The following is a 24,652-nucleotide window of genomic DNA, read 5'->3' as shown; positions in this document are numbered from 1 at the left end:
CAGTCAAAACGGAACAGAAAACATGACGGGCACGGACAACCAGACACCAGACAATCGGATGACAGGCGCGGAGATCGTTCTGCGGGCGCTGAAGGACAACGGCGTCGAACATCTCTTCGGCTATCCGGGCGGTGCGGTGCTGCCGATCTATGACGAGATATTCCAGCAGGAGGAGATCAAGCATATCCTCGTTCGCCACGAGCAGGGCGCCGGCCATGCGGCCGAAGGCTATGCCCGCTCGACCGGCAAGGTCGGCGTCATGCTGGTCACCTCCGGTCCGGGTGCAACCAATGCCGTCACGCCGCTGCAGGACGCGCTGATGGACTCCATTCCGCTGGTCTGCCTCACTGGCCAGGTACCGACCTCGCTCATCGGCTCCGATGCCTTCCAGGAATGCGATACCGTCGGCATCACGCGCCCCTGCACCAAGCACAACTGGCTGGTCAAGGACGTTAACGAGCTCGCTGCCATCATCCATGAAGCCTTCCGCATCGCGCAGTCCGGCCGTCCCGGCCCGGTCGTCGTCGATATTCCGAAGGACATCCAGTTCGCGACCGGCACCTATACGCCGCCGGGCGATCATGCGATCCAGAAGAGCTATCAGCCGAAACTCCAGGGCGATCTCAACCAGATTCATGCGGCAATCGAGCTGATGGCCAGTGCGCGTCGTCCGGTCATTTATTCCGGCGGCGGCGTCGTCAATTCCGGTCCCGAGGCCTGCAAGCTGCTGCGCGAGCTGGTCGAACTCACCGACTTCCCGATCACCTCGACGCTGATGGGGCTCGGCGCCTATCCGGCCTCAGGCAAGAACTGGCTGAAGATGCTCGGCATGCACGGTTCCTACGAGGCCAACATGGCGATGCACGATTGCGACGTCATGGTCTGCATTGGCGCCCGTTTCGACGACCGCATTACCGGCCGCATCAATGCCTTCTCACCGAATTCCAAGAAGATCCACATCGACATCGACCCGTCCTCGATCAACAAGAATGTTCGCGTCGACATCCCGATCCGTGGCGATGTCGCCCATGTTCTGGAAGACATGGTCCGCCTGTGGCGTGCTCTGCCGAAGAGGCCGGAGAAGGGCCAGCTTTCTGACTGGTGGACGAATATCGCCCGCTGGCGTGCGCGCAACTCCTTCGCCTACACGAAAAGCAACGACGTCATCATGCCGCAATATGCGCTTGAGCGGCTGTACGAATTGACGAAGGACCGCGATACCTACATCACGACCGAAGTCGGCCAGCATCAGATGTGGGCGGCGCAGTTCTTCGGTTTCGAACAGCCGAACCGCTGGATGACTTCGGGCGGTCTCGGCACGATGGGTTACGGCCTGCCGGCAGCGCTCGGCGTGCAGATCGCTCATCCTGATAGCCTCGTCATCGATATTGCCGGCGATGCTTCGATCCAGATGTGCATCCAGGAAATGTCGGCGGCGATCCAGCACAATGCGCCCATCAAGATCTTCATCATGAACAACCAGTACATGGGCATGGTCCGCCAGTGGCAGCAGCTGCTGCATGGCAATCGGCTATCCAATTCCTATACGGAGGCGATGCCGGATTTCGTGAAGCTGGCGGAAGCCTATGGCGCCGTTGGCCTGCGCTGCGAAAAGCCGGATGATCTCGACGGTACGATCCAGGAGATGATAGACGTGAAGAAGCCGGTCATCCTCGATTGCCGCGTTGCCAATCTCGCCAACTGCTTCCCGATGATCCCATCGGGCAAGGCGCATAACGAGATGCTGCTGCCGGACGAAGCCACGGACGAAGCGGTCGCCAATGCGATCGACGCCAAGGGCCGTCAGCTCGTTTGATATCGAAGGTGAGGAAGCCAAGACAATGAACGCACATTTACAGCCGACAGGCTCCGCCTACTTCATCTCGCCGGAAACCGCAGCCGCCGAGAACCATACGCTCTCGATCCTCGTCGACAACGAGCCGGGCGTCCTTGCCCGTGTCATCGGCCTGTTCTCCGGCCGAGGCTACAACATCGAAAGCCTCACGGTCTCCGAAACCGAGCATCAGGCGCATCTGTCGCGCATTACCATCGTGACACGAGGCACGCCGCATGTGCTGGAGCAGATCAAGGCCCAGCTCGAGCGCATCGTGCCGGTGCACCGCGTCGTGGACTTGACGGTGCGTGCTCGCGAACTCGGGCAGGAGCGTCCGATCGAACGGGAAGTGGCGCTCGTCAAGGTGATCGGGACCGGCGAAACACGGGCCGAGACGCTGCGTCTTGCCGATGCCTTCCATGCCAAGGTGGTCGACGCGACTGTCGAGCATTTCATTCTGGAGATCACCGGCAAGTCCTCGAAGATCGATCAGTTCGTGGCGATCATGAAGCCGCTCGGCTTGATCGAAGTCTGCCGCACCGGCATCGCCGCCATGAACCGCGGTCCGCAGGGGATGTGAACCGGCGTCTGGCCAGCGCACGCGGCAGCCTGAAGTCTCAGAGCATTTCGAGCGCCGATTTGCGGGTCGGCGGCGGGAAGGCGGCGTCGAGCGCCGCCCAGTCCTCGTCGCTAATATCGAGCGAGACGCAATCGCGGTTTTCAGCGGCGCGGTCGGCATTCGACGTCTTCGGAATGGCGATCACGCCGTCGCGTTCCAGAAGGAAGGCAAGGGCAATCTGAGCCGGGGTTGCCTGATTGGCCTTGGCGATGCGGATGAGCTCGGGATTGTGCAGGATGCGGCCCTGTTCGATCGGCGAATAGGCCATGACCGGGACACCATGCTCCTGGCACCAGGGCAGAAGATCATATTCGATGCCGCGGCGCGCGAGATTGTAGAGAACCTGGTTGGCAGCGACGTGCCGACCGCCCGGAACGGCAAGCAGTTCCTCGATGTCGCCGATATCGAAGTTCGAAACGCCCCAGGCGCCGATCTTTCCGGCGTCCTTCAGGTCCTCGAAGGCTTCGACGGTATCGGCCAGCGGATGCTCGCCCCGCCAATGCAGCAGGTAGAGGTCGATCTGGTCGATGCCGAGACGTGACAGGCTCCGCTCGCAGGCTTCGATCGTGCCCCTGCGGCTGGCATTCCACGGATAGACCTTGGTGACGATGAACAGGCCGTCGCGCCGGCCCTTTATGGCGCGGCCGACGATGCGCTCGGAATCGCCTTCGCCGTACATTTCGGCCGTATCGATCAGCGTCATGCCGAGCTCTATGCCGGCTTTGAGACTTGCGATTTCGCGCTCGGCTTCCGACGCCCGTTCTCCCATGTTCCAGGTGCCCTGGCCGAGAGCGGGGACTTCGATGCCGTTCGGGAAGGTGATCGCCGGGATAGGGTCGTCTTGCATGGCCGAATCTTTCATTTTTCCTTCAAAGATTGCGCAGACGCGTCATCTTTCAAGCAATCCTGTCACCATGACAATGATTATCTGGCTTAGGAAATGCAGGCGGGTTAGCGGATTTCAATCGACAGGGATCGTCATGGGTTGACGATCTACGGGAGGTTCCATGCCGCTGGATACGTTTCTGGCTCTCGTTCTCTTTGCCTTCACGACATCGATCACGCCGGGGCCGAACAATATGATGCTCTTTGCATCTGGGGTGAATTTCGGCTTTCGTCGGACGGTCCCGCATATGGTGGGCATCGGCGCCGGCTTTTTTTCGCTGCTTCTCGGCGTCGGACTTGGGCTCGACGCGTTGCTGCGAACGGTGCCTGCGCTTTACACGGCGCTGAAATTTGCGGGCGGCATTTATCTCGTCTGGATCGCGTGGAAGATCGCGACGTCGCGGGCGCTGAGCGGAGGCAAGGACAGCGTCAAGCCGATGTCATTCCTTGCTGCTGCCGCCTTCCAGTGGGTCAATCCCAAGGCTTGGGTCATGGCGGTAACGGCCATGGCGACCTACACCAATCGCGACCTCTATCTCGCCAGCGTGCTGATCGTCGGCCTTGCCTTTGCCGCGGTCAACATTCCAAGCGTTTCGACCTGGGCCGGCTTCGGTTCCGCATTGAGCGAATGGCTGTCCGACCCGGTGAGGCTCAAATGGTTCAACGTCACCATGGCGGTGCTCTTGGTGCTGAGCCTCTGGCCGATGTTGAAATAGAAAAAAGCGGACGGTCCAGGCAGCCGCCCGCAGAGGCGCTTAGATGCCGAACCCGCCGATGCCGCCAGACTGAACGATGATCGTCGGGTCGGTAAAGTTGCGGAAGCCCAGGAGCGGAATGTCGCAACGGCGGTCGAACTTGCCGACCGGAGCGGTGCGCTGGCAGTTCTCCGCGGATTTATAGGGATGCCCGGGGATCTGATACTCGCCCTTTTTCAGATCGTGATAGTCGTCCGCGCTTGCCCAGGAAGCGACTACGGCGCCGAGCGCTGCTGCGGGAAGAGTGATCCTGTTCATCGCAATGCCTTTCCCCTACTTGCGAGATTGCGGAGAATATCACGCAAACCGGATTTGACCTCGGGAGCAAAGGGATTAGCTATTTTGTTTCAGGTGCTTACGTCGTTGCGCTTGGTTGTCTTTGGCCCGGCATGACGTAAGGCGGTGCGTCTAACGTTACGGCAGGCTTGTGCCCACGGACGTTATCGAAAAACCGCAAGGCACATAGATTGGCTTGGCGAGGTGCATTCAAGCGCCTAAAGATAATATCCTGTGCGCGCGGAGGGCCTCGTCTTGCACGACCATCATGATCATGATCATCAACACGACAACCGCTATTCGGACATGCAGGCGCGGGTGAAGGCGCTGGAGACGGTGTTGACGGAGAAAGGGCTGATCGATCCGGCGGCGATCGATGCAATCGTCGAGACCTATGAGACGAAGATCGGCCCGCGCAACGGCGCCCATGTCGTGGCAAAGGCCTGGAGCGATCCGGCATTCGCTGAATGGCTGAAGAGCGATGCGACGGCGGCAATTGCGAGCCTCGGCTATACCGGGCGGCAGGGCGAGCACATGCGCGCCGTCTTCAATACGCCCAAGACCCATAACCTCGTCGTCTGCACGCTTTGCTCCTGCTATCCCTGGTCGGTGCTCGGCCTGCCGCCGGTCTGGTACAAGGCGCCGGCCTATCGCTCGCGGGCGGTGATCGATCCGCGCGGCGTGCTTGCCGAATTCGGCCTGACGCTGCCCGCGGAAAAGAAAATCCGGGTCTGGGATTCGACGGCCGAGCTGCGCTATCTCGTCATTCCCGAGCGCCCCGTGGGAACGGAAGGTCTGAGCGAGCAGCAACTTGCCGGTCTCGTCAGCCGCGATTCGATGATCGGGACGGCAATTGCGTCTGCTCCGGGAGCAGCCGCATGAACGGGCCGCACGATCTCGGTGGACAGATGGGGTTCGGGCCGGTCGCGCCTGAAAAGGACGAGCCGTATTTCCATGCTGAGTGGGAGAAGCGTGCGCTTGGACTGACGCTATCGTGCGGTGCCTTCGGTGCCTGGACGATCGACGAGAGCCGGCATGCGCGCGAGAATATTCCGCCAGCTGATTATCTCTCCGCAAGCTATTACGAAATATGGATGCGGGCGCTGGAAGTGCTGCTCGATCGGCACGGATTTGCAACGGCTGCGGAGATCGATGTCGGCCACAAGCAGACGGCCGGAGCGGTGCCGAAACGGGTTCTGAAGGCGGATATGGTTGCGAACGTTCTGGCGCGCGGCGGCGCTTGCGACCGTCCCGTGGAAAGCGCTGCGCGCTTTGCCGTCGGCGAGAAAGTCCGGACAAAGAATTTCAATCCGCAAACGCATACCCGGCTGCCGCGCTATGCGCGTGCCAAGAATGGCGTGGTCGAGGCGGTGCAGGGCTCCTTCGTGTTCCCGGACGACAATGCGCATGGCAGGGGCGAGAACCCACAATGGGTCTATACCGTCGTTTTCGATGGCAGGGAAATCTGGGGCGAGGGCGCCGATCCATCGCTGACGGTTTCGATCGATGCCTGGGAGAGCTACCTTGAGCCTTTGTGAAACGGCATCGCCGCTGACGCGATCGCCCCAACTGCCGAAATCCGCCGATGGCGAGCCGGTCTTTCCCGAGCCCTGGGCGGCTGCTGCTTTTGCAATGACAGTGCACCTTCACGAACGCGGTCTCTTCACATGGAGCGAGTGGGCGGAGACGCTTTCGGCCGAACTGCACAAGCCTGGCCGGGCGGTGGATGGCAGCGACTACTTCGACTGCTGGGTCGCGGCGCTATCCTCGCTCCTTGTCAGCAAAGGCATCGCCGACGCCGGCGCCATCCTTTCGCTGCAGGAGAGCTGGCAGCGTGCGGCGGAAGCCACGCCGCACGGAAAGCCGATCGAGCTTTCCAACGATCCGCTGCGCTGATCGTCACGACGGGAACTGCTTGTAGCACTCCTCGGCCACCTGCCGCAGCATATCGCGCGAAATCTCGCCGGTGACGGCATAGCCGAGCTCGCCGTCGATCCAGTAGAATGTCTCGACATCGCCGGCGGAGGCAAAACGGAAGCTCGTCGTCCGGTTCGCTTTGTTGCGGCCGACCAACGCGGTCAGGCGTTCGCCAGCCTGATTCTCATACATGAACATCGCGCCCGGCTTTCCATCCACCGGCAGCAGCCGTCCGCCGACGAGCCGGAAGCCGAGGGGCTGTAGATCCGGCACCTTCAGGTTCGGAATAGAAAGCCGCTTGCCGAGCCAGGTCGCCAGATGCGCTTCCTCATTGGCGAAGACTTCGACAGGATGGCGGACCTCGCCTGCATAGACCAGGAAGGCGTTCTGCGCCTCTGCCGGCAGTGTCTCGGAAGCGGCAAGCTGCAGTTCGGTTTGCTGGACGAGCCGAGGGCCGTAATGACCGGCAAGGACGCCAAGCGCGAAGAGAGCGACGGCGGCTGCAGCAATGGCCGAACGTCTCGGCCAAACGGAAGCGCCATTTTCCGGATCGACCAGCAGGATGTCGTTTTCCTTGGATTTTTCGTAAGGCGCGAACGTTGAACGGATCGCAGCATTCTGCGCCTGCCATGCCGTCACCTTGGCAGCGTCCTCGGGATTGTCCTGCAGCCAAGCCTCGACACGGGCGCGGGCGTTTTCGGGCAGTTGCCCGTCGGCATAGGCGTGGAGGTCCGCTTCGGGCGCGGTCGAGTTGGTCTCGTTCATTTCGGTCTCCGAAGCGTGATCACATTGTCGGCCTTCATTCGGTCTCCAAGCCGCTGACGCGCGCGCGACAGGCGCGACATGACGGTGCCGACCGGTATGTCGAGCGCGGCGGCCACTTCGCTGTAGGTATAGCCTTCGATGACAACCAGCATCAGCACGGCGCGGTTTTCCTCCGACAGGCTGTTCAGCGCGTCTTCCAGCCGCAAGCGCTCTAGCGGATCGGCGGTCGTCTCCGGTGAGGGCATGTCTTCGGCGCTGTCAAGCTCGACCATCATGCTGGGTGGGCTCTGGCGGCGGGTGTTGCGGTAGAGATTGGTCATGATAGTCAGCGCCCAGCCGCGCAGGTTCAAGCCACGCCACTGCGAACGGCGGGCGAGTACTTTCTCGACACAGTCCTGCAGCAGATCCTCGCCGTCGGCGTCGGAGCGGGTGAGGCTTCGCGAATAGCGCCGGAGCGAGGGAAGGAGGGCCAGGATCTGGCCCTCGAATGTTTCGGGTGCGGGTGTCTTCACGCCGGTCCACTCAGGGTTTGGCAAGATCCCAGTTGCCCCCCACGCCATCGCCGGTGATATCGCCCTTCTTAGTATCCTTCACCCAGAAATAGAGCGGCATGCCGTCCTTGGCCCATTGCTTTGTGCCGTCCTTGCGGTCGATGAGCGAATATGCACCATCGGCCTTCGCATCGCCAGCGGCCATCAGCGGCGGCCAGTTCTTGGCGCATTGGTCGTAGCAATTGGAAACGCCTTTCGTGTCCTTCTTGAAGGTATAGAGCGTCATTCCGTTTTCGCCGGCGAGCACCTTGCCCTTGGCGGATTCGACGGTCATGACCGGCGCTGCCGCGAATGCAGCCGTTGCCGCAGCAGATGCGACGGCGAAAGCGATCACGAATTTTACGGATTTCATGTGGGTCTCTCCTCACGTTCGGCAGCTTTTTTGCTTACCGGAGATGAGACACCGGGAGCAGTGATTTTATTCCATGCGGTGTGAGAGATTTTTTGAATCAATGGCGCGTTTGGTGCCGTGCCGACCCTGCTTGAACCAGAAACCCTCGTGACTTAAATTGCCGGTCATCGTTGATCTCAACAGGATGTGTGCAGCAATGGATTTCAACCCGATCGCAACGCCAATTCGCCTTGCCACTGGGGAATTTCATGTCCATGCCTGCATTCATCACACTCTCCAATCTGTCGTGGTCCACACCTGACGGCCAACCGCTTTTCTCAAGTCTCGATCTAAGCTTCAGCGCGGACCGAACGGGTCTTGTCGGCCGCAACGGCGTTGGCAAGACCACGCTTCTCAAGCTGATCTCAGGCGAACTCCAGCCTTTGTCCGGGACCATTGCGTTAGGCGGCCGCCTGGGCATGCTCCGCCAAAGGGTCCAGGAGGAAGCCGAAGAAACGGTTGGCGCTCTCTTCGGCGTGACCGAGGCGCTCGCCGTCCTTCGGCGTGCCGAGGCGGGCGAGGCGACCGCTGAAGAGGTTGCATCGGCCGACTGGATGCTGGAAGCCCGCATTGCTTCGGCCCTCGATCGCGCGGGAATTGACGCTGAGCCCGAAACGCGCCTTGTCGCACTGTCGGGTGGACAGCGCACGCGGGCAGGGCTTGCAGCGCTGATCTTCTCCGAGCCCGATTTTCTCATCCTGGACGAGCCGACCAACAATCTCGACCGCGATGGCCGCCAGGCCGTCATCGACCTCATTGCAAACTGGCGGGCGGGGGCCATCGTCGTCAGCCATGACCGGGAATTGCTCGAAACCATGGACGCCATCGTCGAACTGACTTCGCTTGAGGCCACGCGTTACGGCGGCAACTGGAGCCAGTATCAGGAGCGCAAGGCTTTAGAATTGGCTGCCGTGCAGCATGATCTCGCCGATGCCGAGAAGCGTGTGGCCGAGGTTGCCCGAAGCGCCCAAGCAACGGCCGAACGGCAAGCTCGCAGGGATCGTATCGGCCGGAAGAAGGCTGCCAGAGGCGACATGCCGCGTATCGTCGCCGGCGGCTTGAAGGAGCGCAGCGAAGCAACAGGCGGCGATAACGCCCGGCTTGCCGAACGCCGGCGTACCCAGGCGCTCGAAGATGCAGCAGCCGCGCGCGAGAAGATCGAAATCCTGCAGCCCTTTTCAGTGACGCTTCCGCCGGCCGGACTGCCTGCCAACAAGGTTGTCGTGAAGATGGATTCGGTGACGGCGGGCTATCGGCCTGCCGAGCCGGTTCTCAGCGATCTGTCCTTCGGCATCGTTGGACCGGAGCGCATCGCCGTCACCGGCCCGAACGGTTCGGGCAAGACGACATTGCTGGCGCTTGTCACCGCGGAGTTGAAGCCCTGGACCGGGACGGTCTCGGTCATGACCAAGTTCGCAATGCTCGATCAGCAGGTGAGCCTTCTCGATCCGTCGATTTCGATCCGCGACAACTTTCTGCGGATAAACCCGCGCGCGGTTGAAAATGCCTGTCGGGCGGCGCTCGCCCGGTTCATGTTCAGGGCCGATGCGGCGCTCCGGATCGTATCGACGCTCAGCGGCGGCCAGCTGTTGCGGGCCGGTCTGGCGTGCGTTCTGGGCGGACCGGAACCGCCTTCGCTCCTGATCCTGGACGAGCCGACCAATCATCTCGACCTCGATTCGATCGCTGCGGTCGAGAGCGGATTGCGTGCCTATGACGGCGCGCTGCTGGTCGTCAGTCACGACGAAGTCTTTCTGGAAGGCATTGGGATTACGCGCAGACTGGAGTTGCCTAAGGGCCGTTTACCAGCTTGAGGATCAGCTGCTGGATGTTGCCGCCTTGGCCCATTTCGACCTTGTCGAAGTCGCGGCCCTGCTGGCGCTGGTAGCCGGAGAGTTCGCCGAGGCGTTTTGTCAGCACGACGCGGATCTTGCTGCAGTCCGGATCGTCGGCGGCGGTGAGGCCGAGGCTGTAGGCTTCAATCGCCTTGACCATAAGCTTTATGGTTTCGCCGTGCCAGCGCTCGTGGGTCTCGACGCCAGTAATGAAGCTGTCCCAGCTTGCCTTGGTTGCAGGTGGCAGCTGTGTTGTCGGCTTAGGTAGAGTGTAAGTGATAATCAGTTTCGGCCGCGCCACAGTCAGTCTGCAGGACCTGTCCGCCTGCGGCTCGTATTTCCTGGTCCAGGTGAGCTTGAAGGTCGTGTGCGCGATGACGCGTCCGATGCCAGCTTTCGGGCCGTGTTCGCCGATCGATGCGTAGAGCTCGGCGCCGGATTTGCCAGTGATGGTATAGGGCTTGACCTGTTCGACGGCCTGCCATTCCGCGTGGGCGGCAGCAGGTATCGGCAGGGCCGCCATCATCATGCATAATTGAATGCTTCTTCTCACGTGAATCCCTCAAGCAACGGGACGACACTAAAGGGCGCAAAACCTGCGTTCAAGCGGCGGAAAGCAGGCAATCGCGCGGCAGCAATCTGCGGGCGCACTTTTCCACCTTGCTTCGCGGCTGCGAATCCTGCCAAGTCGCTCTCATGCAATTTGCTCCGCAACAGGACGAAGCCCTGAAGGCCGTTTCGAAATGGCTGAAGGAGGGCCGGTCGCCGCTCTTTCGTCTGTTCGGTTATGCCGGAACGGGCAAGACGACGCTCGCCAAGCATTTTGCGGAGAATGTCGATGGCGACGTGTTGTTTGCCGCCTTCACCGGCAAGGCGGCGCAGGTGTTGCGCTCGCGCGGTGCCAGCAATGCCAAGACCATCCATTCGCTGATCTATCGCCCGCGTGGGGAAGAGGCTGTCGAGGACGAGGAAACCGGCAAGACCTCGATGACGCCGATGTTCACCATCAACCGGCAGAGCCCGGTCGCCAAGGCGGCGCTTATCATCGTCGACGAATGCTCGATGGTCGACGAGGCGCTTGGAAAGGACCTGATGAGCTTCGGCACGCCGATCCTGGTGCTCGGCGATCCCGGCCAGCTGCCGCCGGTTTCGGGCGGCGGCTTCTTTACTAATCAGGAGCCGGATTACCTGCTGACGGACATTCACCGCCAGGCGCGCGACAATCCGATTATCAAGCTTGCGATGCAGGTGCGCGAAGGCAACGAGATCATATATGGCGACTACGGCACCGCCCAGGTGATCGCCAAGAACGAAGTCAACCAGGCCTTGGTGCTCGATGCAGATCAGGTGCTTGTCGGCACCAACCGCACGCGGCGGCGCTATAACCAGCGCCTGCGGGAGTTGAAGGGCTTCACGGCGGATTATCCGCAGACGGGCGACAAGCTCGTCTGCCTGCGCAACGACCCCGCCAAAGGGCTGCTCAACGGTTCGCTCTGGCAGGTAATGACGTCATCGAAGGAGACGACGAAGCCGGGCATCAACCTGCTCGTGCGGCCGGAAGACGACGACATGGATCGCGGCGCGGCCAAGATCAAGCTGCTGAAGCAGGTTTTCGAGGATGTCGAAGGCGAAATCCCGTGGAATACGCGCAAGCGCTACGACGAATTCGATTACGGCTATGCGCTCACCGTGCACAAGGCGCAGGGCTCGCAGTGGAACAATGTCGTGCTTTTCGATGAAAGCTGGGCCTTCCGCGATACGCGCGAACGCTGGCTTTACACGGCGATCACGCGCGCGGCGGAGACGCTGACGATCGTGCGGTGAAGCTGCGGAAACGGTGGCGGCCATTGCCGGAACGTTATACCTTGACGATGCCGAGAAGCACTGCCTTGGTGATCGCCTGAAAGCGGTTGTTTGCCCGGAACTTCAGGATGATGTCAGCTTCGAGCCCCTGTGCTTCGTCATGCTTCAGGTCAAGCGCGCGGGCGATACGCTGCGTCGAGAAGCCTTCGGCCATCAACGAGAGGCACCGCAGTTCCTCATCCGAAAGGGCGGATTGATCCTCGTTGTCGTTCAGCGGCGGTATCTCGCTGCTGGCATCGGGGTCGAGCAGATCGCTGACCTGTTGCAACTGACGGTGCAGCGTCGACATTTCCGCCGTCAGCTCGCGCTTGCGTACGGCGAGCGCCTCCTGGAAGATTGCCTCTGCTTCCTCCTGCGAGGAGGCACTGCGCAATTCGCCCATCAGCTCCTGAATGACCGCGATCGGCATCCCGGTCTCGCGGCAGACGTTGATGACGGCCATGCGCATCACGTCGTCCTCGCCGTAAACGCGCATCAGGCCGATACGGTTTGCCGACAGCAGTCCTTTCTCTTCGTAGAAATGCAGCGTCCTGTGCGTGACCCCGAATGCGTTCGCCATCTCGGCGATAGGCACCGGTTCCTCAGGCAAATCCGGCGGCAGTGCGGCAGATGGAAGGAACCGGTATCTCGACCGGCGCTCCGAAGACTTACCGGCGGCGGCACGTTTGGTACCGTCTGGCATGAACCCTCCTGGGGCAAAAGTTGCACCTCATGCGGTTTGGCCAGTTGCTTCGAAGGCGCTGCGGAGTGGTGTTTCCTCGAGGCGTTCTTGTCGTCGGGAAGAAGCAGTACGCGGCGTACTTACTCGATACTTATTCTCACGTTATGCGTGAACGGACATTTTTGTAAGTGCTAAAAATAATCGCTTTTAAATAGGATAGCAACGCAGCGCCCGAAAACTTATATCCAACGTAAGGTTGGCCGGACAGGGTGCCCGCGGCGGCTGAATTTCTTGCGGCGGAATGGGAAATACTCCTGCCGTGGTCCCTTTCCGACCATGCGAGCGTCCATCACAGATTTGCATGCAGTCATATGCGAATCTCGTTGGCCTCGCCCGCCCCATTGGCATAAAAAGCAGCTCACGCTTATCGCACTGAATGGATCATCGACATGCCGACGACGCTTTCCGTCAATCTCAACGCCATCGCCATGCTGCGCAACAGGCGCGATTTGCCCTGGCCGAGCGTCGAGGCGCTGGGGCGCATCGCCTTGCAGTCGGGGGCCAGCGGGCTGACCGTCCATCCGCGGCCGGACCAGCGGCACATCCGCTTCTCTGACCTGCCGGTGATCCGCAATCTGATCGACGATGAGTTTCCGGAGGCCGAGTTCAATATCGAGGGCTATCCGACGCAGGAATTCCTCGATCTCTGTAAAGGTGCCGCACCCGAGCAGGTGACCCTCGTGCCTGATGATCCATCGCAGGCGACCTCCGACCACGGCTGGGATTTCCGCAAGCACCAGGCTTTTCTCACGGATGTCGTCGCAAAACTGAAGAAGATGGGTACCCGGGTTTCGCTGTTTGCCGACGGCGACGGCGATGCCGAAGCGGTGAAGATCGCCAAGGCGACGGGAGCGGACCGGATCGAGCTTTATACCGGTCCTTATGGCGGCTGCTACGATGCGCCGGAGCGGGCAGGCCCCATTCTCGAAGCGCTTGGCAAGACGGCGGACGCAGCACTCGCAATCGACCTCGGCGTCAATGCCGGCCACGACCTGACCGTCGCCAACCTGCCGCCGCTTGTGAAGCGCATTCCGAGGCTTGCGGAAGTTTCGATCGGTCACGGCCTGACCGCGGATGCACTGGAATACGGTATGGCGCAAACCGTGCGGCGGTTCTGCCGTGCGTGCGGGCAGAAGATATGAGGGACAGTGCTTCTTCTTTCGAAGGACGAGGGGGGCGCGCAATGAGGGTGCAGAGGGTCTAGACGTCTCATCTCCCCCATCTCTGTCCTCGGGTTAAACCTCTCATTTACCTTGAAGGGAGTCTCCTGCGCCGCGCTGGATTCCTGTGAAAGGCACATGAACGAGAAAAGGGAGGGCAGGGCAAGACGGCGGCGCCCTGTTTGCCGCTCTTCGCTGCGATTGAAGTGCCAGGACATGCCCCGGCCTTGCCCTCCCCATCAACTCTTGATGTGGCAGAAAGCGACGCTTACGTCAGCAGAGCCGCCTTGTTTGCAACGAAGAAGTCCTCGAGCTTCTGCGTCTGCTTGCCGGTCAGCGCCCTGAAGTCGTCTGTGAGGAGGTCGAAGTTGCCGGCGCGGATGTTGGCGTCGGCTGAGACCAGCATGTCGGCGACAAAATCGGGAAGGCCTGCGCCGCGCATGCCCTGGCCGAGCTGCTCGTCGCTGACCTTGACGGCCTGCAAGGGCTTTCCGACAGCAGCGGCGATGCCGGCGGCGATCTCGTCGGCGGTCAGCGATTGGCTGCCCGTCAGCGTGTAGGTCGCGCTCTCGGCCGTTCCGGAGGCGAGGGCGGCGGCAATTGCCAATGCGCAGTCCTCGCGAGAGATATTGGAAACCTTGCCGTCGCCGCTTGCCGTGTACCAGCTGCCGGACTGCAGGTTATGGGGCATGCCGTGTAGATAGTTGTCGAAATACCAGGCGTTGCGGATGATCGTGTAGGGAATGCCGGCAGCCTTGATGGCGTTCTCGGTGCCGAGGTGATCCGGCGCGAAAGTGATGAGCGACTTATCCGGCGAGGGCATCGAGGTATAGGCGATGTGCTTCACGCCGACTTTTGCCGCAGCCTCCACGGCGGCCTTGTGCTGCGTCAGACGCTGGCCGGGGACGGCGAGCGCGTCGGTGCTGATGATCAGCAGGCGATCGACGCCCCTGAAAGCGGCTTCGAGGCTTGCCGCATCGTCGAAATCGGCCTTGCGGGTGGCCACGCCCTTGGCGGCGAGCGACGCGAGTTTCGCCGGGTCGCGGGTGGCGGCGATGATGCTTCCGGCCGGAACCTTGTAGGTTTCGAGCAGGTGATGAATGACGCGCCGGCCAAGCTGGCCGGCCGCGCCGGTGACGAGAATCGTTTCGCTCATAGGTCTTCCTCTATGGTGGTCTCAAAAAGAGAGCAGCTCTAGAATAGGAATTGACTTCGAGCTGTAAAGAAGGCAGTTTTTCCGCTCTACGTTACCAAAAGGGAACCATCTCATTATGAGCGCTGTCCTCAATCTGAAAGAGCAAGCCCGCCCCCGGCATCCGCCGGGAGATCGATCTGGGGAGTCTCGATTTCAGCAATTGTCCTGTCCGGGACATGATGCAGCAGATCGGCGGCAAGTGGTCGACGCTGCTTTTGGAAGCGCTTGCCGCGCGGCCATACCGCTTCGGCGAACTGCGGCGGAAGATACCGGATATCTCGCAGAGGATGCTGACGCAGACGCTGCGCGACCTGCAGCGCGAAGGCTATATCGAGCGGGAGGTGTTTCCAACGAAGCCGCCAAGCGTCGAATACCGGGTCACCGAACTCGGACGCTCGCTTTACGCCACGCTGGCGCTGCTTTTGAACTGGGCGGAAGCAAATCATGACGCCGTTCGCGACGCCCGCGCCCGCTTCGATACCGCTGAAGGTTGAGGCGCGGCTTACTTGCCGCGCCCCTCGGTGAAGGAAGAGCAGGAAGGCGAAAGCCGGAAAACAGAAGCCGATCCAGGCTGTCATCGTCCATCCACCTGCCGCATAGGCCCAGCCGCCGAGCGCGGAGCCGAGAGCGCCGCCGGCAAAGAAGGTCGCCATGTAGAGACCGTTCAGCCGGCTGCGGTGGTCGGCGCTGATCGCATAAATCGCGCGCTGGCCGCAGACCAGATTGGTCGTCACGCCGAAATCCAGAAGGATCGCTGCTGCCGTCAGAAGGATGAGCGCGGTCGGCGAGCCGTCGGCTGCGAAATGGCTGATGACGAAGGACACCATGCCGAGCAGCATGGCACAGGCAGAAGCGATCTGCGTCAGCCCACGATCGGCCAGGCGTCCGGCAATCGGCGAGGCGACGGCACCCGCAGCGCCGGCAAGCGCGAAGAGCGCGATACCGTTCTGGGTCAGGCCGAAAGCCGGGCTTGCAAGCAAAAGCGGCGTCGTCGTCCAGAACAGGCTGAAGGCACCGAACATTCCGGCCTGATAGAGCGCGCGGCGCTGCAGGATGCGGGAGGTCATCGCAAGGTGCAGCATCGAGGCAAGCAGTGCGCCGTAGCCGAGCTTCGTGTGCGGGATGCGAACCGGCAGATTTGCGCGCAGGATGAGGGCCAGCCCGACCATGACGACCGCGGTGATGTAGTAGACCATGTGCCACGACGAGGCTTCGGCGATGAAGCTCGCAAAGGGGCGTGCCAGCATGATGCCGCAGAGAAGGCCGCTCATGACGTTGCCGACGACACGGCCGCGCATCGCATCCGGCGCCATATGGGCGGCGAAAGGCACCAGAACCTGCACCGCGACCGAAGAGAGGCCGATACAGAGCGAGGCCAGCAGGAACAGGGCGGGCGTTGAGGAGAGTGCTGCGCCGACGAGCGCGACTGCCGATACTAGGATCAGCATCAGCACGAGGCGGCGGTTTTCGAGCAGGTCGCCGAGCGGCACGATGAGGAGCAGGCCGAGACCGTAGCCGATCTGCGTCAGCGTCACGATCAGGCCCGTGGCTGCCGGCGTGAAGCCGAGATCGGCACTGATCGGGCCGGCCAGTGGCTGGCCGTAATAGAGATTGGCGGCGACGAGGCCGCAGGCGGCCGCGAAAAGGAATGTCATCAAAGGCGAGATCGCCCGGGGTATAGCGGTCTCGTTCGTTGCAGTTGAAATGCTCATGAAAAACTCCGGTGTGCTGATCTGGGGGAGGATCGGTCTTGAAGTCGTTCTGCGCCACCCGTTTGTTTGCGGGCGAAGCGCTGTCAGTCGAGAAGTTTTATGGCGGCGTCCGCCACGGCGGTCATGTCATCCTCTCGGCGGCCCGTCTTGCCGGCGACGCGCATGCCCTTCGTCAGGCAGAGCAGGGCGCGGGCAGCCGTTACAGCGTCCAGCGTTTTTGGGATCGAGCCGTCGGACTGGCCGAGCCGGATGAGGTTCAGCAGCAAGTCCTCGTTGGCGGCAAAAGCAGCCGCGACGCGCTCCGCGGCCTCCTCGTCGAAGATCGCAAGCTCGTTGGCGCTACCGACGACAAGGCAGCCGCGACGGCCGATGTCGCCATGCGATGACGCAGCGTAAAAGCGCAGGATTTCACGGATTTTGTCGCGGCCGGTCTCGACCCTGCCCAGGCGCTCATCAAGCAGGCCGCGGCGCACGGCGCGGTACCGGTCAAAGGCGGCAAGAAAGATGCCGCGCTTGTCCTTGAAGGCCTTGTAGACGCTGCCGGAGGTAAGCTCCATCGCGTCCGTCAATTCGCTGATCGAGGCTGCGTGGTAGCCGCGCTCGGAAAAGACGCAGAGCGCCTTGTCGAGCGCTGCGTCCATGTCGAATTCGCGCGGCCTGCCGCGGGATCGGCTTTTGTCATCGAGAGTTGCCGTCGTCATGACTCACCTAATTAGGAAATGATCGTTTCCAAATCAAGCGAAACTTTTGCGACACGACAAAATCAGAGGTCGAGAACCCAGGTCTGGCCGTTTTCCTCTGGCCCGAACATGCGGTGTCTCTCTTCGGAGACAAGACGGAAACCGGCTTTGACATAGATGCTGCGTGCGGCGTGCAGAACGTCGTTGGTCCAGAGCGATATCTGGCGGTAACCTTTCGCTCGCGCGAAGCGAATGCACTCGTCGACCAGCGTCTTGCCGAGACCAAGCCCGCGCGCGGCCGCGTCGACATAGAGAAGGCGGAGCTTGGCAACGCCGTCGCCGCCGTTCGTTACAAGAATAGACCCGACGTTGATGCCATTGCGCTCGGCGATCCAGCAATGTTCATTCGCCGGATCGAAGGTCGCCAGGAACTTGCCGGCGACCTCGGCCACCAGGCCCTCGAAGCGCATGTCCCAGCCATATTCCTCGGCATAGGCTTTGCCCTGGCTCTGCACGATCCAGCCGATATCGCCGGGTCTATGTGCGCGGATGACCGCGGGGGACGGTTGGACGCCTGGGTCGAGCAGCGAGCGGATGGTCTGCATCGCGTTGACGACGCTTTGCGACTCGCCAAGGGCAAGCGCATCGAAACGTTCGGCGATCTGCACATTCGAGCGGCGGCCGAGTTCCTGCAATTGCTCGCCTCCCTTGCCGGTGACCGTGATGATCTGGCTGCGCAGGTCGGCGGGATCGGCCTTCGTCTCGATGAGACCGTCGCTGCGGAAGCGCTTCAGAATGCGGCTGAGATAGGCGGGATCGAGATGCAGGTCGCGGACGAGCGCGACGGCGCTGATTCCGTCGTGCGAGCCGATCTCAAACAGCACCCGTGCGTCCGTCAGGGTGAACGGCGAGTCGAGATAGGCCTTGTTCAGCACGCCGAGGAAGTTGGTGTAGAAACGATTGAAGTCGCGGGCGGCATCGATAAGGCAGGAATCGGGCATGGACAAAATCTCCTGATAGGAGACTTTGTCCTGCAATTGATTGACTCAGTCAAGTAAACTGCATGTTATGCAGCTTCTGTTTCATCGCTCCGCTCCTTGCCGATTGAAAAATCGACGGCCGCCCTTGCATGGATCGCCGTGGTGTCGAAGCCGGGTAGAGGCAGCTTGCCGGGGTCCAGGATGAGGCAGATCTCGGTGCAGCCTAGAATGATGCTGTCGGCGCCTTTGGCGCGTTCGCGTTCGATGATTTCCATCAGCTTCGTGCGCGAACTGTCGAGCACCTTTCCGGCGCAAAGTTCGTTGAAGATGATGTCGTGAACGATGGTGCGGTCGGCTGCATCCGGGACCGTCACGTTGACGCCCACGCCCTTCATGCGGTCCGCATAAAAGCCATGCTCCATCGTGTAGCGGGTTGCGAGCAGCAGCGGACGCTTGCGGCCGGCGGCCCTGAGCGACTTCGCCGTCTCATCGATGATATGGATCAGCGGAACCGAGAGGCGCGATGCCACCTGGTCGGCGATCAGGTGCATGGTGTTGGTGCAGATGAGAACGCAGCGGACGCCGGCGGTCTGCAGGCGAAGCGCTACATCGCCGAGGCGTGCTGCAGCGCCGTCCCAGTCGCCGGCCTTCTGCATGGCGACGATCTCTTCGAAATTGACGGAATGCATGACGAGTTCGGCCGATGCGAGACCGCCAAGGCGTTCGCGCACCATCTCGTTCACCAGACGATAATAGACCGCCGAGCTTTCAAAACTCATGCCGCCGATCAGGCCGATTGTCTGCATGTCCACGCTCCTGCTTTTTGATGACGCGTAAAGGATGCCTCAGTCGCTGCGCCGAATGTTTGCATTCTTTGACGTTGATTGCACTAACGAGCTATCAGTTTGCGTAAGATTTCAATAATGTGCAAAAAATCAGCGTCAATTAAGGAGATGGCAATGCTTGATGATCGCGATAGAAAGATTCTCGACCTTCTCCAGGCCGATGCCGGCATTTCCGTCAGCGGTCTTGCCGAGCGCGTCGCGCTTTCGGTTTCGGCCTGTTCGCGCCGCATCCAGCGCCTTGAGGAAAGCGGCCACATCGCCCGACGCATCGTCGTGCTCGACCGCGAAAAGATGGGCGTGCCGACCACCGTCTTTGCGCTGATCAAGACGGCGCATCATTCCGACGAATGGATTGAGACGTTCCGCAGGGCGATCAGCGGCATTCCGGAGATCGTCGAGGCGCATCGGCTGACGGGCAATCAGGATTACATCCTGAAGATCGTGCTGCCGCGCGTCGAACATTACGACGTCATTTACAAGCAGATCGTCCGCAAGATCGAGCTGTTCGACGTCTCGGCTTCGATCTCCATGGAGATATTGAAAAGCGGCAGCGCGATCCCGGTCGGCTATGCCGATTAAGATCGCACGGCAGCTATGTTGAACCGGCCGTTGAAACCTGCCTGCAAAGGGCGACATTTGCGTCAGCAAAACAGCAAAAAGGTTATGTCATGAGCGATCATCGGGTCGTCGTTGTCGGCGGGGGTTTCGGCGGGCTACAATTCGTCAACGGGCTCAAGGGTACGGGGGCCAAGATCACACTGGTCGATCGTCGCAACCACCATCTCTTCCAGCCGCTGCTCTATCAGGTCGCGACGACGATCCTATCGACATCGGAGATCGCCTGGCCGATCCGTCATCTCTACAGCAACAGGCCGGATGTTACGACGCTGCTCGGCGAAGTCACCGGCGTCGATACCGCGGCAAAGCAAGTGACGTTACGCAGCGGATTGACGTTAAGTTATGATACGCTCGTTCTGGCCACCGGCGCAACGCATGCCTATTTCGGGCGCGACGAGTGGGCGCCCGTCGCACCAGGCCTGAAAACGCTGGAGGACGCGACGACGATCCGCCGGCGCGTGCTGCTCGCCTTCGAGCGTGCGGAGACAGAAACCGATCCGGTGACGCGTGATGCCCTTCTGACCTTCGCAATCGTCGGCGCAGGACCGACTGGAGTCGAACTTGCGGGCATCATCGCCGAGCTGGCGCGCAAGACGCTGCCGCGGGAATTCCGCAACATCGATACGCGCAAGGCGAAGGTCGTGCTGATCGAGGCGGGGCCGCGGGTGCTCGCAAGCTTCGCCGAGGAGCTTTCGGCTTATGCGCAGCAGGCGCTCGAAAAGCTCGGCGTCGAGGTTCATCTCGGCGAGTTCGTAACGGACTGCACCGCCGCCGGCGTGAAAGTCGGCGAGAAGTTCATTGCCAGCAAGACGATCGTCTGGGCGGCTGGCGTGCAGGCCTCGCCTGCGGCAAAATGGCTAGATATTCCAGCCGATCGGGCAGGGCGGGCAATTGTCGAAAAAGACCTGAGCGCGCCGGGATTGCCAAATGTCTTCGTCATCGGCGATACGGCGTCCGTCGTTCAGGACAACGGCAAGCCGGTGCCCGGGATCGCGCCTGCCGCCAAGCAGCAGGGCGCTTACGTCGCAAAGGTCATCCGCGCGCGCCTACAGGCAAAGCCGGCGCCAGGACCTTTCCGGTACTGGCATCAGGGAAGCCTTGCGACGATCGGGAAAAGCGCTGCCATCATCGACTTCGGCAAGATCAAGCTGAAGGGGTGGATCGCCTGGTGGATATGGGGCATTGCCCATATCTACTTCCTGATCGGGACGCGCTCGCGCTTTGCCGTTGCCTGGAGCTGGCTGTGGATCTATCTCAGCGGTCAGCACAGCGCGCGGCTGATCACCCAGAAGGAAACCATGCGCGAAGAGAATTAAGAGAAAGGCGGCTCGGGTGAGCCGCCCTTCCGTTGTCAGGCCGCCAGCGAGGCGATGTCGATGACGAAGCGGTAGCGCACGTCGCTCTTGATGACGCGCTCGTAGGCTTCGTTGATGTCCTGGATGGCGATCTTCTCGATTTCGGAGACGATGTTGTGCGCGCCGCAGAAATCGAGCATTTCCTGCGTTTCCTTGATCGAGCCGATCATTGAACCCGAAAGGCTCTTGCGGCCGGCGATGACGGAGAAGGCGTGGACAGGAACAGCATGTTCCGGAACGCCGACAAGCACCATGGAACCGTCGAACTTCAGGAGGTTGAGGTAGGCGTTCCAGTCGATCGCCGTGCCGACCGTGTTGATGATCAGGTCGAAGGTGCCGGCGAGCGTCTTGAAGGTCTCGGCATCGTTGGTAGCGTAATAGTCCTTGGCGCCGAGCTTCAGGCCGTCTTCCTTCTTCGAGAGAGTTCTGGCTGAGCACGGTGATGTCCGCGCCCATGGCGGCGCCGAGCTTGACGCCCATGTGGCCGAGACCGCCCATGCCGACGATTGCGACCTTCTTGCCGGGACCGGCCTTCCAGTGACGAAGCGGCGAATAGAGCGTGATGCCGGCGCAAAGCAGCGGCGCGCCGGCATCGAGCGGGATGTTGTCCGGGAAGGAGAGGACATAGCCTTCTTTGACGACGATCGAGTCGGAATAGCCACCGTAGGTCGGCGTTTCGCCGTCCGCTTCGACGTCGTTGTAGGTCTGGGTGAGGCCCGGCATAGAAATGCTCGTAATCGAGATCGCGTGTAGCACAGCCGATGCAGGAATTGACGAAGCAGCCGACGCCGACGCGGTCGCCGACCTTGAACTTCGTGACCTTCGAGCCGACAGCGGAAACCACACCTGCAACTTCATGGCCCGGCACCATCGGGTAACGCGAATTGCCCCATTCGTTGCGGGCCTGGTGGATATCGGAATGGCAGACGCCGCAATATTGGACGGAAATGACGACGTCATCGTCATTCGGTTCACGGCGTTCGAAGGTGAAGGGCGCCAACGGTTTTGACGCGTCAGTGGCGGCATAGCCTTTTGCAATAGCCATCTGAATCTTCCTTTGATTTGAGGAATTGGACGGCCGGACAATGCATCGAAACTGCAAAGAGGCGTTAGAGCGATCCTGCGAGCTTTTTGCACGATCCTGCAAATCCGCTACCGCCAGCAAAATGCTATTGGCGGAAGTCGCAGCTTCGGCGCTGTCATTCAGGTGTGCTGCGCCGTGCTACAGGATGATGATGAGCGGACATTCACGTGTGAAAAACGTTGCAACGCAGATTGTCGGGATATGCCCAACGCCTCCAACTAACCCTGTCAAATGTTTCTCTTCAGCTCTGTGGTTCGCCAATTTCTATTGCGTGCCCATCCGGATCGTAGAAACGGAAGACCCTCTGTCCCCACGCTTGTTTTTCTACGGGGTGGATCAACTCCACATGCGGCGCGATCTTTTCAAAGGCGGCATCGACATCGCCATGTTCGAAATACAAAAGCCAGTTTCTTCGCCCATAGGATTGGGCTCCCTCACGCGTCTGGCGCCAGACCGTTTGTTCAAGCGATCGTCCCTCATGGATCGCAAAGCCGGTTTCGAAAAGGACGAAATTTCCGGCGTCCTCTATAATTTTCAGACCGAGCAGCTTGTTGTAGAATTCTTTCGATCGATTGATGTCGCGAACGAAAGGAATAGGATTGATAAAACGCATCTTTTCCTCTCGATAGGCTCAAATTCATTGCCGCAAGATACTGACCAAAGCACGCGTGTTCCGCATGAGGCTTTTGCAACTTGGCACAATAGGAGGTTTCGCGAATGCCGCAACGGCCGATCCTGACGCCGAGCTGTCCCCAGCGGTCCATTTCCGCAATGGCGGCCACTCCCTTGCTTCCTGAGACCTGATAATGCGACTACGGGTTTGTAGGATGCTGCCGTGAAGCTTAGATAAGGTGGACCTGCACCATCTCAGAACGAGTTATCCCATGACATTGCCCTTCAACCCTTATCAGGAAATCGCGTCTATCGCGGCGCGCCATACGTCCGGGGAGGGCGAGTTCGCGACGGCCATCGGCAACCTGTTCCTGAGCCGCCGTTCAAAGCCGGCGGGCCCCTTTCACTCGGCCTACCGCCCGTGCGTCGCTATGGTGCTGCAGGGCGCAAAAAGCGTCAGGCTCGGGACGGAAACGCTGAACTACGGCACCGGCGACTATCTTTTGACGTCACTTGACCTTCCAGTCGCGTGGCGGGTGACGGAGGCAAGCCCGGACGCGCCCCATCTATGCTTTGCAATGGCGATCGATGCCGAAAGGGTTGCTGCGCTTCTGCGCCGCGTCGATATCCCGCGTCCAGCGGCGCATACCGAGGGGCTGCGGGGCATGGCGGTCAACGCCGCGCCGCCGGAACTGCTGGAGGCGGCCGTGCGGCTGGTGCGCCTGCTTGACCGTCCAAATGATATCGCTGCCATGGCACCGCTGATCGAGCAGGAAATCCTCTATCGCGTGCTGACGGGGCCTGTCGGCCCGCACCTCTTGAACATTGCGCTCGCAGAAAGCCAGAGCAACAGGATTGCCCGCGCCGTGGGATGGCTCAGGGAAAATTATGCAAGACCTTTAAGGATTGAAGCGCTCGCCGAGCTTGTTGGCATGAGCGTCTCGTCGTTCCATCATCATTTCAAATCCGTCACCGCGCTGACGCCGGTGCAGTTCCAGAAGCAGCTCCGCCTCCACGAGGCGCGTCGCTTGATGCTGATCGAGCGGCTGGATGCCGGAATGGCCGGGCATCGCGTCGGATATCAAAGCCCGTCGCAGTTCAGCCGGGAATACAGCCGTCTCTACGGCATCTCGCCTGCACGCGACGTCGACGCAGAGCGCTTGGCGACCGCTGCCGAATAAAGAGGCCGGCTGCAGAAAATTTTTGCTTCGCCTCTCGTCCCCCTCTTGACGGGTAAGGGCGACTGCGCAATAAGCATCCACGAACCGTACCGTACGGTACGTATTTTGGGAGCACATATCGTGTCTGTCGAAACCTTGGAGCCGAGCGAATTTTCGCCACGTCAGAACGCCGTTCTGGAGCAGGCGCTGCAGCTCCTTGTCGATGGCGGGGAGAAGGCGCTGACGACGTCGGGCGTCGCACGCGCTGCCAACTGCTCCAAGGAAAGCCTCTACAAATGGTTCGGGGACCGCGATGGCCTGCTGTCGGCGATGATTGCCTATCAGGCCAGCAAGGTGCGCACGTTCGAGCGCAACGGCGAACGGCTGACGGCGACGAGTCTGCATGACCATGTCGTCCTCTTCGCACGCGACCTGCTGGAGGTTCTGGCCGGCGATGTTTCGCTGGCGCTAAACAGGCTGGCGATCGGCCAGTCGCATCGCGACGGCTCGAAGCTCGGCAAGCTGCTTCTAGAGCGCGGCCGCCGCCAGATTGACCGCCGCGCCATGGCGCTGATCGATGCGGGGAAGCGGGCAGGGCTGCTGCGCTTTTATGATGCCGACGAGGCCTATCACACGCTTTACGGCCTGATCGTATCTGACCTGCATGTGCGCATGCTGCTCGGCGAGCCAGGTCTCAAGGATACCGCGCGGCAGGCGGAGAGGGCGGTGACTGCTTTCCTCCGGCTCTACGGTACGGAGAAGGTTTTGGCGGAAATGCCGGCGCTGAGCTGAGTTCCGCTGTTTTACCAATCAACACGACAAGCAAAAGGGAAGGAACT

At 60.9% G+C, this 24,652-nt stretch carries 26 protein-coding genes and 2 pseudogenes; 14 read left to right on the top strand and 14 right to left on the bottom strand.

Translation table 11 applies throughout. From position 1 onward, the window contains the following. Positions 1–22 precede the first annotated feature (22 nt). Both ACW4PC_RS08175 and ilvN read left to right on the top strand, forming a co-directional pair. Entirely contained in the window at positions 23–1,816 is a 1,794-nt protein-coding gene (locus tag ACW4PC_RS08175; protein ID WP_455873441.1) for an acetolactate synthase 3 large subunit, read from the top strand. 25 nt (positions 1,817–1,841) lie between these two features. Next, positions 1,842–2,414, top strand: a complete 573-nt coding sequence (ilvN, locus tag ACW4PC_RS08170) for an acetolactate synthase small subunit (protein ID WP_039846827.1) — start codon at positions 1,842–1,844, stop codon at positions 2,412–2,414. 37 nt (positions 2,415–2,451) lie between these two features. Here the strand turns inward: ilvN and ACW4PC_RS08165 are convergent, their stop codons facing one another. Then, the gene (locus ACW4PC_RS08165) at positions 2,452–3,300 is read right to left on the bottom strand and encodes an aldo/keto reductase (RefSeq protein ID WP_074070314.1); all 849 of its coding nucleotides are present in this window, start codon (positions 3,298–3,300) and stop codon (positions 2,452–2,454) included. A gap of 160 nt (positions 3,301–3,460) precedes the next feature. Between ACW4PC_RS08165 and ACW4PC_RS08160 the strand changes: the two genes are divergently transcribed. Beyond that, a complete protein-coding gene (locus tag ACW4PC_RS08160) occupies positions 3,461–4,054 on the top strand; it encodes a LysE family translocator (protein ID WP_455873440.1) in 594 nt (197 codons plus the stop codon). Between the two features lie 39 nt (positions 4,055–4,093). Here ACW4PC_RS08160 and ACW4PC_RS08155 read toward each other — a convergent pair whose 3' ends face one another. After that, positions 4,094–4,351 (bottom strand): hypothetical protein, encoded by a 258-nt coding sequence (locus ACW4PC_RS08155; protein WP_455873439.1) that lies wholly within the window; start codon positions 4,349–4,351, stop codon positions 4,094–4,096. A 324-nt stretch (positions 4,352–4,675) separates the two neighbouring features. Between ACW4PC_RS08155 and nthA the strand changes: the two genes are divergently transcribed. Genes nthA through ACW4PC_RS08140 form a run of 3 tightly spaced genes read left to right on the top strand, consistent with a single transcriptional unit; the run spans position 4,676 to position 6,265 of the window. Then, positions 4,676–5,251 (top strand): nitrile hydratase subunit alpha, encoded by a 576-nt coding sequence (nthA, locus tag ACW4PC_RS08150; protein ID WP_455873641.1) that lies wholly within the window; start codon positions 4,676–4,678, stop codon positions 5,249–5,251. Then, a complete protein-coding gene (gene nthB, locus ACW4PC_RS08145; protein ID WP_455873438.1) occupies positions 5,248–5,907 on the top strand; it encodes a nitrile hydratase subunit beta in 660 nt (219 codons plus the stop codon). The genes nthA and nthB overlap by 4 nt, the downstream gene beginning before the upstream one ends. After that, the gene (locus ACW4PC_RS08140; RefSeq protein WP_455873437.1) at positions 5,894–6,265 is read left to right on the top strand and encodes a nitrile hydratase accessory protein; all 372 of its coding nucleotides are present in this window, start codon (positions 5,894–5,896) and stop codon (positions 6,263–6,265) included. Before nthB ends, ACW4PC_RS08140 begins: the two co-directional genes overlap by 14 nt. A gap of 3 nt (positions 6,266–6,268) precedes the next feature. Here ACW4PC_RS08140 and ACW4PC_RS08135 read toward each other — a convergent pair whose 3' ends face one another. The 3 genes from ACW4PC_RS08135 to ACW4PC_RS08125 are packed head-to-tail and all read right to left on the bottom strand — an operon-like array spanning position 6,269 to position 7,954. Beyond that, positions 6,269–7,051 (bottom strand): anti-sigma factor family protein, encoded by a 783-nt coding sequence (locus tag ACW4PC_RS08135; protein ID WP_455873436.1) that lies wholly within the window; start codon positions 7,049–7,051, stop codon positions 6,269–6,271. Beyond that, positions 7,048–7,563, bottom strand: a complete 516-nt coding sequence (locus ACW4PC_RS08130; protein ID WP_283068396.1) for an RNA polymerase sigma factor — start codon at positions 7,561–7,563, stop codon at positions 7,048–7,050. The genes ACW4PC_RS08135 and ACW4PC_RS08130 overlap by 4 nt, the downstream gene beginning before the upstream one ends. Positions 7,564–7,573: 10 nt before the next feature. Continuing rightward, positions 7,574–7,954 carry a COG4315 family predicted lipoprotein gene (locus ACW4PC_RS08125; protein WP_455873435.1) on the bottom strand — a complete coding sequence of 127 codons (381 nt, stop codon included), beginning with the start codon at positions 7,952–7,954 and terminating at the stop codon, positions 7,574–7,576. A gap of 254 nt (positions 7,955–8,208) precedes the next feature. Between ACW4PC_RS08125 and ACW4PC_RS08120 the strand changes: the two genes are divergently transcribed. After that, complete coding sequence (locus tag ACW4PC_RS08120; protein WP_455873640.1) at positions 8,209–9,807, top strand: ABC-F family ATP-binding cassette domain-containing protein; 1,599 nt, start codon at positions 8,209–8,211, stop codon at positions 9,805–9,807. Here the strand turns inward: ACW4PC_RS08120 and ACW4PC_RS08115 are convergent. After that, positions 9,785–10,357 carry a DUF922 domain-containing Zn-dependent protease gene (locus tag ACW4PC_RS08115; RefSeq protein ID WP_455873639.1) on the bottom strand — a complete coding sequence of 191 codons (573 nt, stop codon included), beginning with the start codon at positions 10,355–10,357 and terminating at the stop codon, positions 9,785–9,787. The two genes, ACW4PC_RS08120 and ACW4PC_RS08115, sit on opposite strands and share 23 nt — an antisense overlap. 167 nt (positions 10,358–10,524) lie before the next feature. On the opposite strand from ACW4PC_RS08115, the gene ACW4PC_RS08110 reads away from it, so the two are divergent. Next, positions 10,525–11,652, top strand: coding sequence for an ATP-dependent DNA helicase (locus ACW4PC_RS08110; protein ID WP_455873434.1), 1,128 nt, complete (start codon positions 10,525–10,527; stop codon positions 11,650–11,652). 34 nt (positions 11,653–11,686) lie between these two features. On the opposite strand, the gene ACW4PC_RS08105 is transcribed toward ACW4PC_RS08110, so the two are convergent. Further along, positions 11,687–12,373 (bottom strand): MerR family transcriptional regulator, encoded by a 687-nt coding sequence (locus ACW4PC_RS08105; RefSeq protein WP_455873433.1) that lies wholly within the window; start codon positions 12,371–12,373, stop codon positions 11,687–11,689. A gap of 428 nt (positions 12,374–12,801) precedes the next feature. Here ACW4PC_RS08105 and ACW4PC_RS08100 point away from each other — a divergent pair, with 428 nt between their 5' ends. Then, positions 12,802–13,554 (top strand): pyridoxine 5'-phosphate synthase, encoded by a 753-nt coding sequence (locus tag ACW4PC_RS08100; protein ID WP_455873432.1) that lies wholly within the window; start codon positions 12,802–12,804, stop codon positions 13,552–13,554. Between the two features lie 286 nt (positions 13,555–13,840). Here ACW4PC_RS08100 and ACW4PC_RS08095 read toward each other — a convergent pair whose 3' ends face one another. Further along, on the bottom strand, positions 13,841–14,728 hold the full coding sequence (locus tag ACW4PC_RS08095; RefSeq protein ID WP_455873431.1) for an SDR family oxidoreductase: 888 nt from the start codon (positions 14,726–14,728) through the stop codon (positions 13,841–13,843). Positions 14,729–14,886: 158 nt separating this feature from the next. Here ACW4PC_RS08095 and ACW4PC_RS08090 point away from each other — a divergent pair, with 158 nt between their 5' ends. Next, the gene (locus ACW4PC_RS08090) at positions 14,887–15,261 is read left to right on the top strand and encodes a winged helix-turn-helix transcriptional regulator (protein WP_455873638.1); all 375 of its coding nucleotides are present in this window, start codon (positions 14,887–14,889) and stop codon (positions 15,259–15,261) included. On the opposite strand, the pseudogene ACW4PC_RS08085 reads toward ACW4PC_RS08090, so the two are convergent. The 4 genes and pseudogenes from ACW4PC_RS08085 to ACW4PC_RS08070 form a co-directional block, all read right to left on the bottom strand. Next, positions 15,253–16,479, bottom strand: a pseudogene (locus tag ACW4PC_RS08085) (MFS transporter); the annotation flags it as partial. The gene ACW4PC_RS08090 and the pseudogene ACW4PC_RS08085 overlap by 9 nt on opposite strands. 83 nt (positions 16,480–16,562) lie before the next feature. Next, positions 16,563–17,180, bottom strand: a complete 618-nt coding sequence (locus ACW4PC_RS08080; protein ID WP_455873430.1) for a TetR/AcrR family transcriptional regulator — start codon at positions 17,178–17,180, stop codon at positions 16,563–16,565. 62 nt (positions 17,181–17,242) lie between these two features. Further along, complete coding sequence (locus ACW4PC_RS08075; protein WP_455873429.1) at positions 17,243–18,160, bottom strand: bifunctional helix-turn-helix transcriptional regulator/GNAT family N-acetyltransferase; 918 nt, start codon at positions 18,158–18,160, stop codon at positions 17,243–17,245. A 65-nt stretch (positions 18,161–18,225) separates the two neighbouring features. Next, positions 18,226–18,945: an aspartate/glutamate racemase family protein gene (locus ACW4PC_RS08070; protein WP_455873428.1), complete on the bottom strand. Its 720-nt coding sequence runs from the start codon at positions 18,943–18,945 to the stop codon at positions 18,226–18,228. 153 nt (positions 18,946–19,098) lie between these two features. Here ACW4PC_RS08070 and ACW4PC_RS08065 point away from each other — a divergent pair, with 153 nt between their 5' ends. Both ACW4PC_RS08065 and ACW4PC_RS08060 read left to right on the top strand, forming a co-directional pair. Then, positions 19,099–19,563 carry an Lrp/AsnC family transcriptional regulator gene (locus ACW4PC_RS08065; RefSeq protein WP_455873427.1) on the top strand — a complete coding sequence of 155 codons (465 nt, stop codon included), beginning with the start codon at positions 19,099–19,101 and terminating at the stop codon, positions 19,561–19,563. A gap of 89 nt (positions 19,564–19,652) precedes the next feature. Continuing rightward, positions 19,653–20,918, top strand: coding sequence for an NAD(P)/FAD-dependent oxidoreductase (locus tag ACW4PC_RS08060; RefSeq protein ID WP_455873426.1), 1,266 nt, complete (start codon positions 19,653–19,655; stop codon positions 20,916–20,918). A gap of 35 nt (positions 20,919–20,953) precedes the next feature. On the opposite strand, the pseudogene ACW4PC_RS08055 reads toward ACW4PC_RS08060, so the two are convergent. Both ACW4PC_RS08055 and ACW4PC_RS08050 read right to left on the bottom strand, forming a co-directional pair. Then, positions 20,954–22,002: pseudogene (locus ACW4PC_RS08055) on the bottom strand (NAD(P)-dependent alcohol dehydrogenase). A 280-nt stretch (positions 22,003–22,282) separates the two neighbouring features. Then, positions 22,283–22,654, bottom strand: a complete 372-nt coding sequence (locus tag ACW4PC_RS08050) for a VOC family protein (RefSeq protein WP_455873425.1) — start codon at positions 22,652–22,654, stop codon at positions 22,283–22,285. A 271-nt stretch (positions 22,655–22,925) separates the two neighbouring features. Between ACW4PC_RS08050 and ACW4PC_RS08045 the strand changes: the two genes are divergently transcribed. Both ACW4PC_RS08045 and ACW4PC_RS08040 read left to right on the top strand, forming a co-directional pair. Continuing rightward, positions 22,926–23,834, top strand: coding sequence for an AraC family transcriptional regulator N-terminal domain-containing protein (locus ACW4PC_RS08045; protein ID WP_455873424.1), 909 nt, complete (start codon positions 22,926–22,928; stop codon positions 23,832–23,834). A gap of 105 nt (positions 23,835–23,939) precedes the next feature. Beyond that, a complete protein-coding gene (locus tag ACW4PC_RS08040; RefSeq protein ID WP_194729979.1) occupies positions 23,940–24,605 on the top strand; it encodes a TetR/AcrR family transcriptional regulator in 666 nt (221 codons plus the stop codon). Positions 24,606–24,652: the final 47 nt, after the last annotated feature.

The organism is Rhizobium yanglingense (genome assembly GCF_977109285.1).
This window is presented reverse-complemented; position numbering and strand designations above follow the sequence as displayed.

Excerpts from the sequence above, each read along its gene's own strand:
- ACW4PC_RS08175 (WP_455873441.1), top strand. The coding sequence starts at position 23 with ATGACGGGCACGGACAACCAGACACCAGACAATCGGATGACAGGCGCG.
- ilvN (WP_039846827.1), top strand. The coding sequence starts at position 1,842 with ATGAACGCACATTTACAGCCGACAGGCTCCGCCTACTTCATCTCGCCG.
- ACW4PC_RS08165 (WP_074070314.1), bottom strand. The coding sequence starts at position 3,300 with ATGCAAGACGACCCTATCCCGGCGATCACCTTCCCGAACGGCATCGAA.
- ACW4PC_RS08160 (WP_455873440.1), top strand. The coding sequence starts at position 3,461 with ATGCCGCTGGATACGTTTCTGGCTCTCGTTCTCTTTGCCTTCACGACA.
- ACW4PC_RS08155 (WP_455873439.1), bottom strand. The coding sequence starts at position 4,351 with ATGAACAGGATCACTCTTCCCGCAGCAGCGCTCGGCGCCGTAGTCGCT.
- nthA (WP_455873641.1), top strand. The coding sequence starts at position 4,676 with ATGCAGGCGCGGGTGAAGGCGCTGGAGACGGTGTTGACGGAGAAAGGG.
- nthB (WP_455873438.1), top strand. The coding sequence starts at position 5,248 with ATGAACGGGCCGCACGATCTCGGTGGACAGATGGGGTTCGGGCCGGTC.
- ACW4PC_RS08135 (WP_455873436.1), bottom strand. The coding sequence starts at position 7,051 with ATGAACGAGACCAACTCGACCGCGCCCGAAGCGGACCTCCACGCCTAT.
- ACW4PC_RS08125 (WP_455873435.1), bottom strand. The coding sequence starts at position 7,954 with ATGAAATCCGTAAAATTCGTGATCGCTTTCGCCGTCGCATCTGCTGCG.
- ACW4PC_RS08120 (WP_455873640.1), top strand. The coding sequence starts at position 8,209 with ATGCCTGCATTCATCACACTCTCCAATCTGTCGTGGTCCACACCTGAC.
- ACW4PC_RS08115 (WP_455873639.1), bottom strand. The coding sequence starts at position 10,357 with ATGATGATGGCGGCCCTGCCGATACCTGCTGCCGCCCACGCGGAATGG.
- ACW4PC_RS08110 (WP_455873434.1), top strand. The coding sequence starts at position 10,525 with ATGCAATTTGCTCCGCAACAGGACGAAGCCCTGAAGGCCGTTTCGAAA.
- ACW4PC_RS08105 (WP_455873433.1), bottom strand. The coding sequence starts at position 12,373 with ATGCCAGACGGTACCAAACGTGCCGCCGCCGGTAAGTCTTCGGAGCGC.
- ACW4PC_RS08100 (WP_455873432.1), top strand. The coding sequence starts at position 12,802 with ATGCCGACGACGCTTTCCGTCAATCTCAACGCCATCGCCATGCTGCGC.
- ACW4PC_RS08095 (WP_455873431.1), bottom strand. The coding sequence starts at position 14,728 with ATGAGCGAAACGATTCTCGTCACCGGCGCGGCCGGCCAGCTTGGCCGG.
- ACW4PC_RS08080 (WP_455873430.1), bottom strand. The coding sequence starts at position 17,180 with ATGACGACGGCAACTCTCGATGACAAAAGCCGATCCCGCGGCAGGCCG.
- ACW4PC_RS08075 (WP_455873429.1), bottom strand. The coding sequence starts at position 18,160 with ATGCCCGATTCCTGCCTTATCGATGCCGCCCGCGACTTCAATCGTTTC.
- ACW4PC_RS08070 (WP_455873428.1), bottom strand. The coding sequence starts at position 18,945 with ATGCAGACAATCGGCCTGATCGGCGGCATGAGTTTTGAAAGCTCGGCG.
- ACW4PC_RS08065 (WP_455873427.1), top strand. The coding sequence starts at position 19,099 with ATGCTTGATGATCGCGATAGAAAGATTCTCGACCTTCTCCAGGCCGAT.
- ACW4PC_RS08060 (WP_455873426.1), top strand. The coding sequence starts at position 19,653 with ATGAGCGATCATCGGGTCGTCGTTGTCGGCGGGGGTTTCGGCGGGCTA.
- ACW4PC_RS08050 (WP_455873425.1), bottom strand. The coding sequence starts at position 22,654 with ATGCGTTTTATCAATCCTATTCCTTTCGTTCGCGACATCAATCGATCG.
- ACW4PC_RS08045 (WP_455873424.1), top strand. The coding sequence starts at position 22,926 with ATGACATTGCCCTTCAACCCTTATCAGGAAATCGCGTCTATCGCGGCG.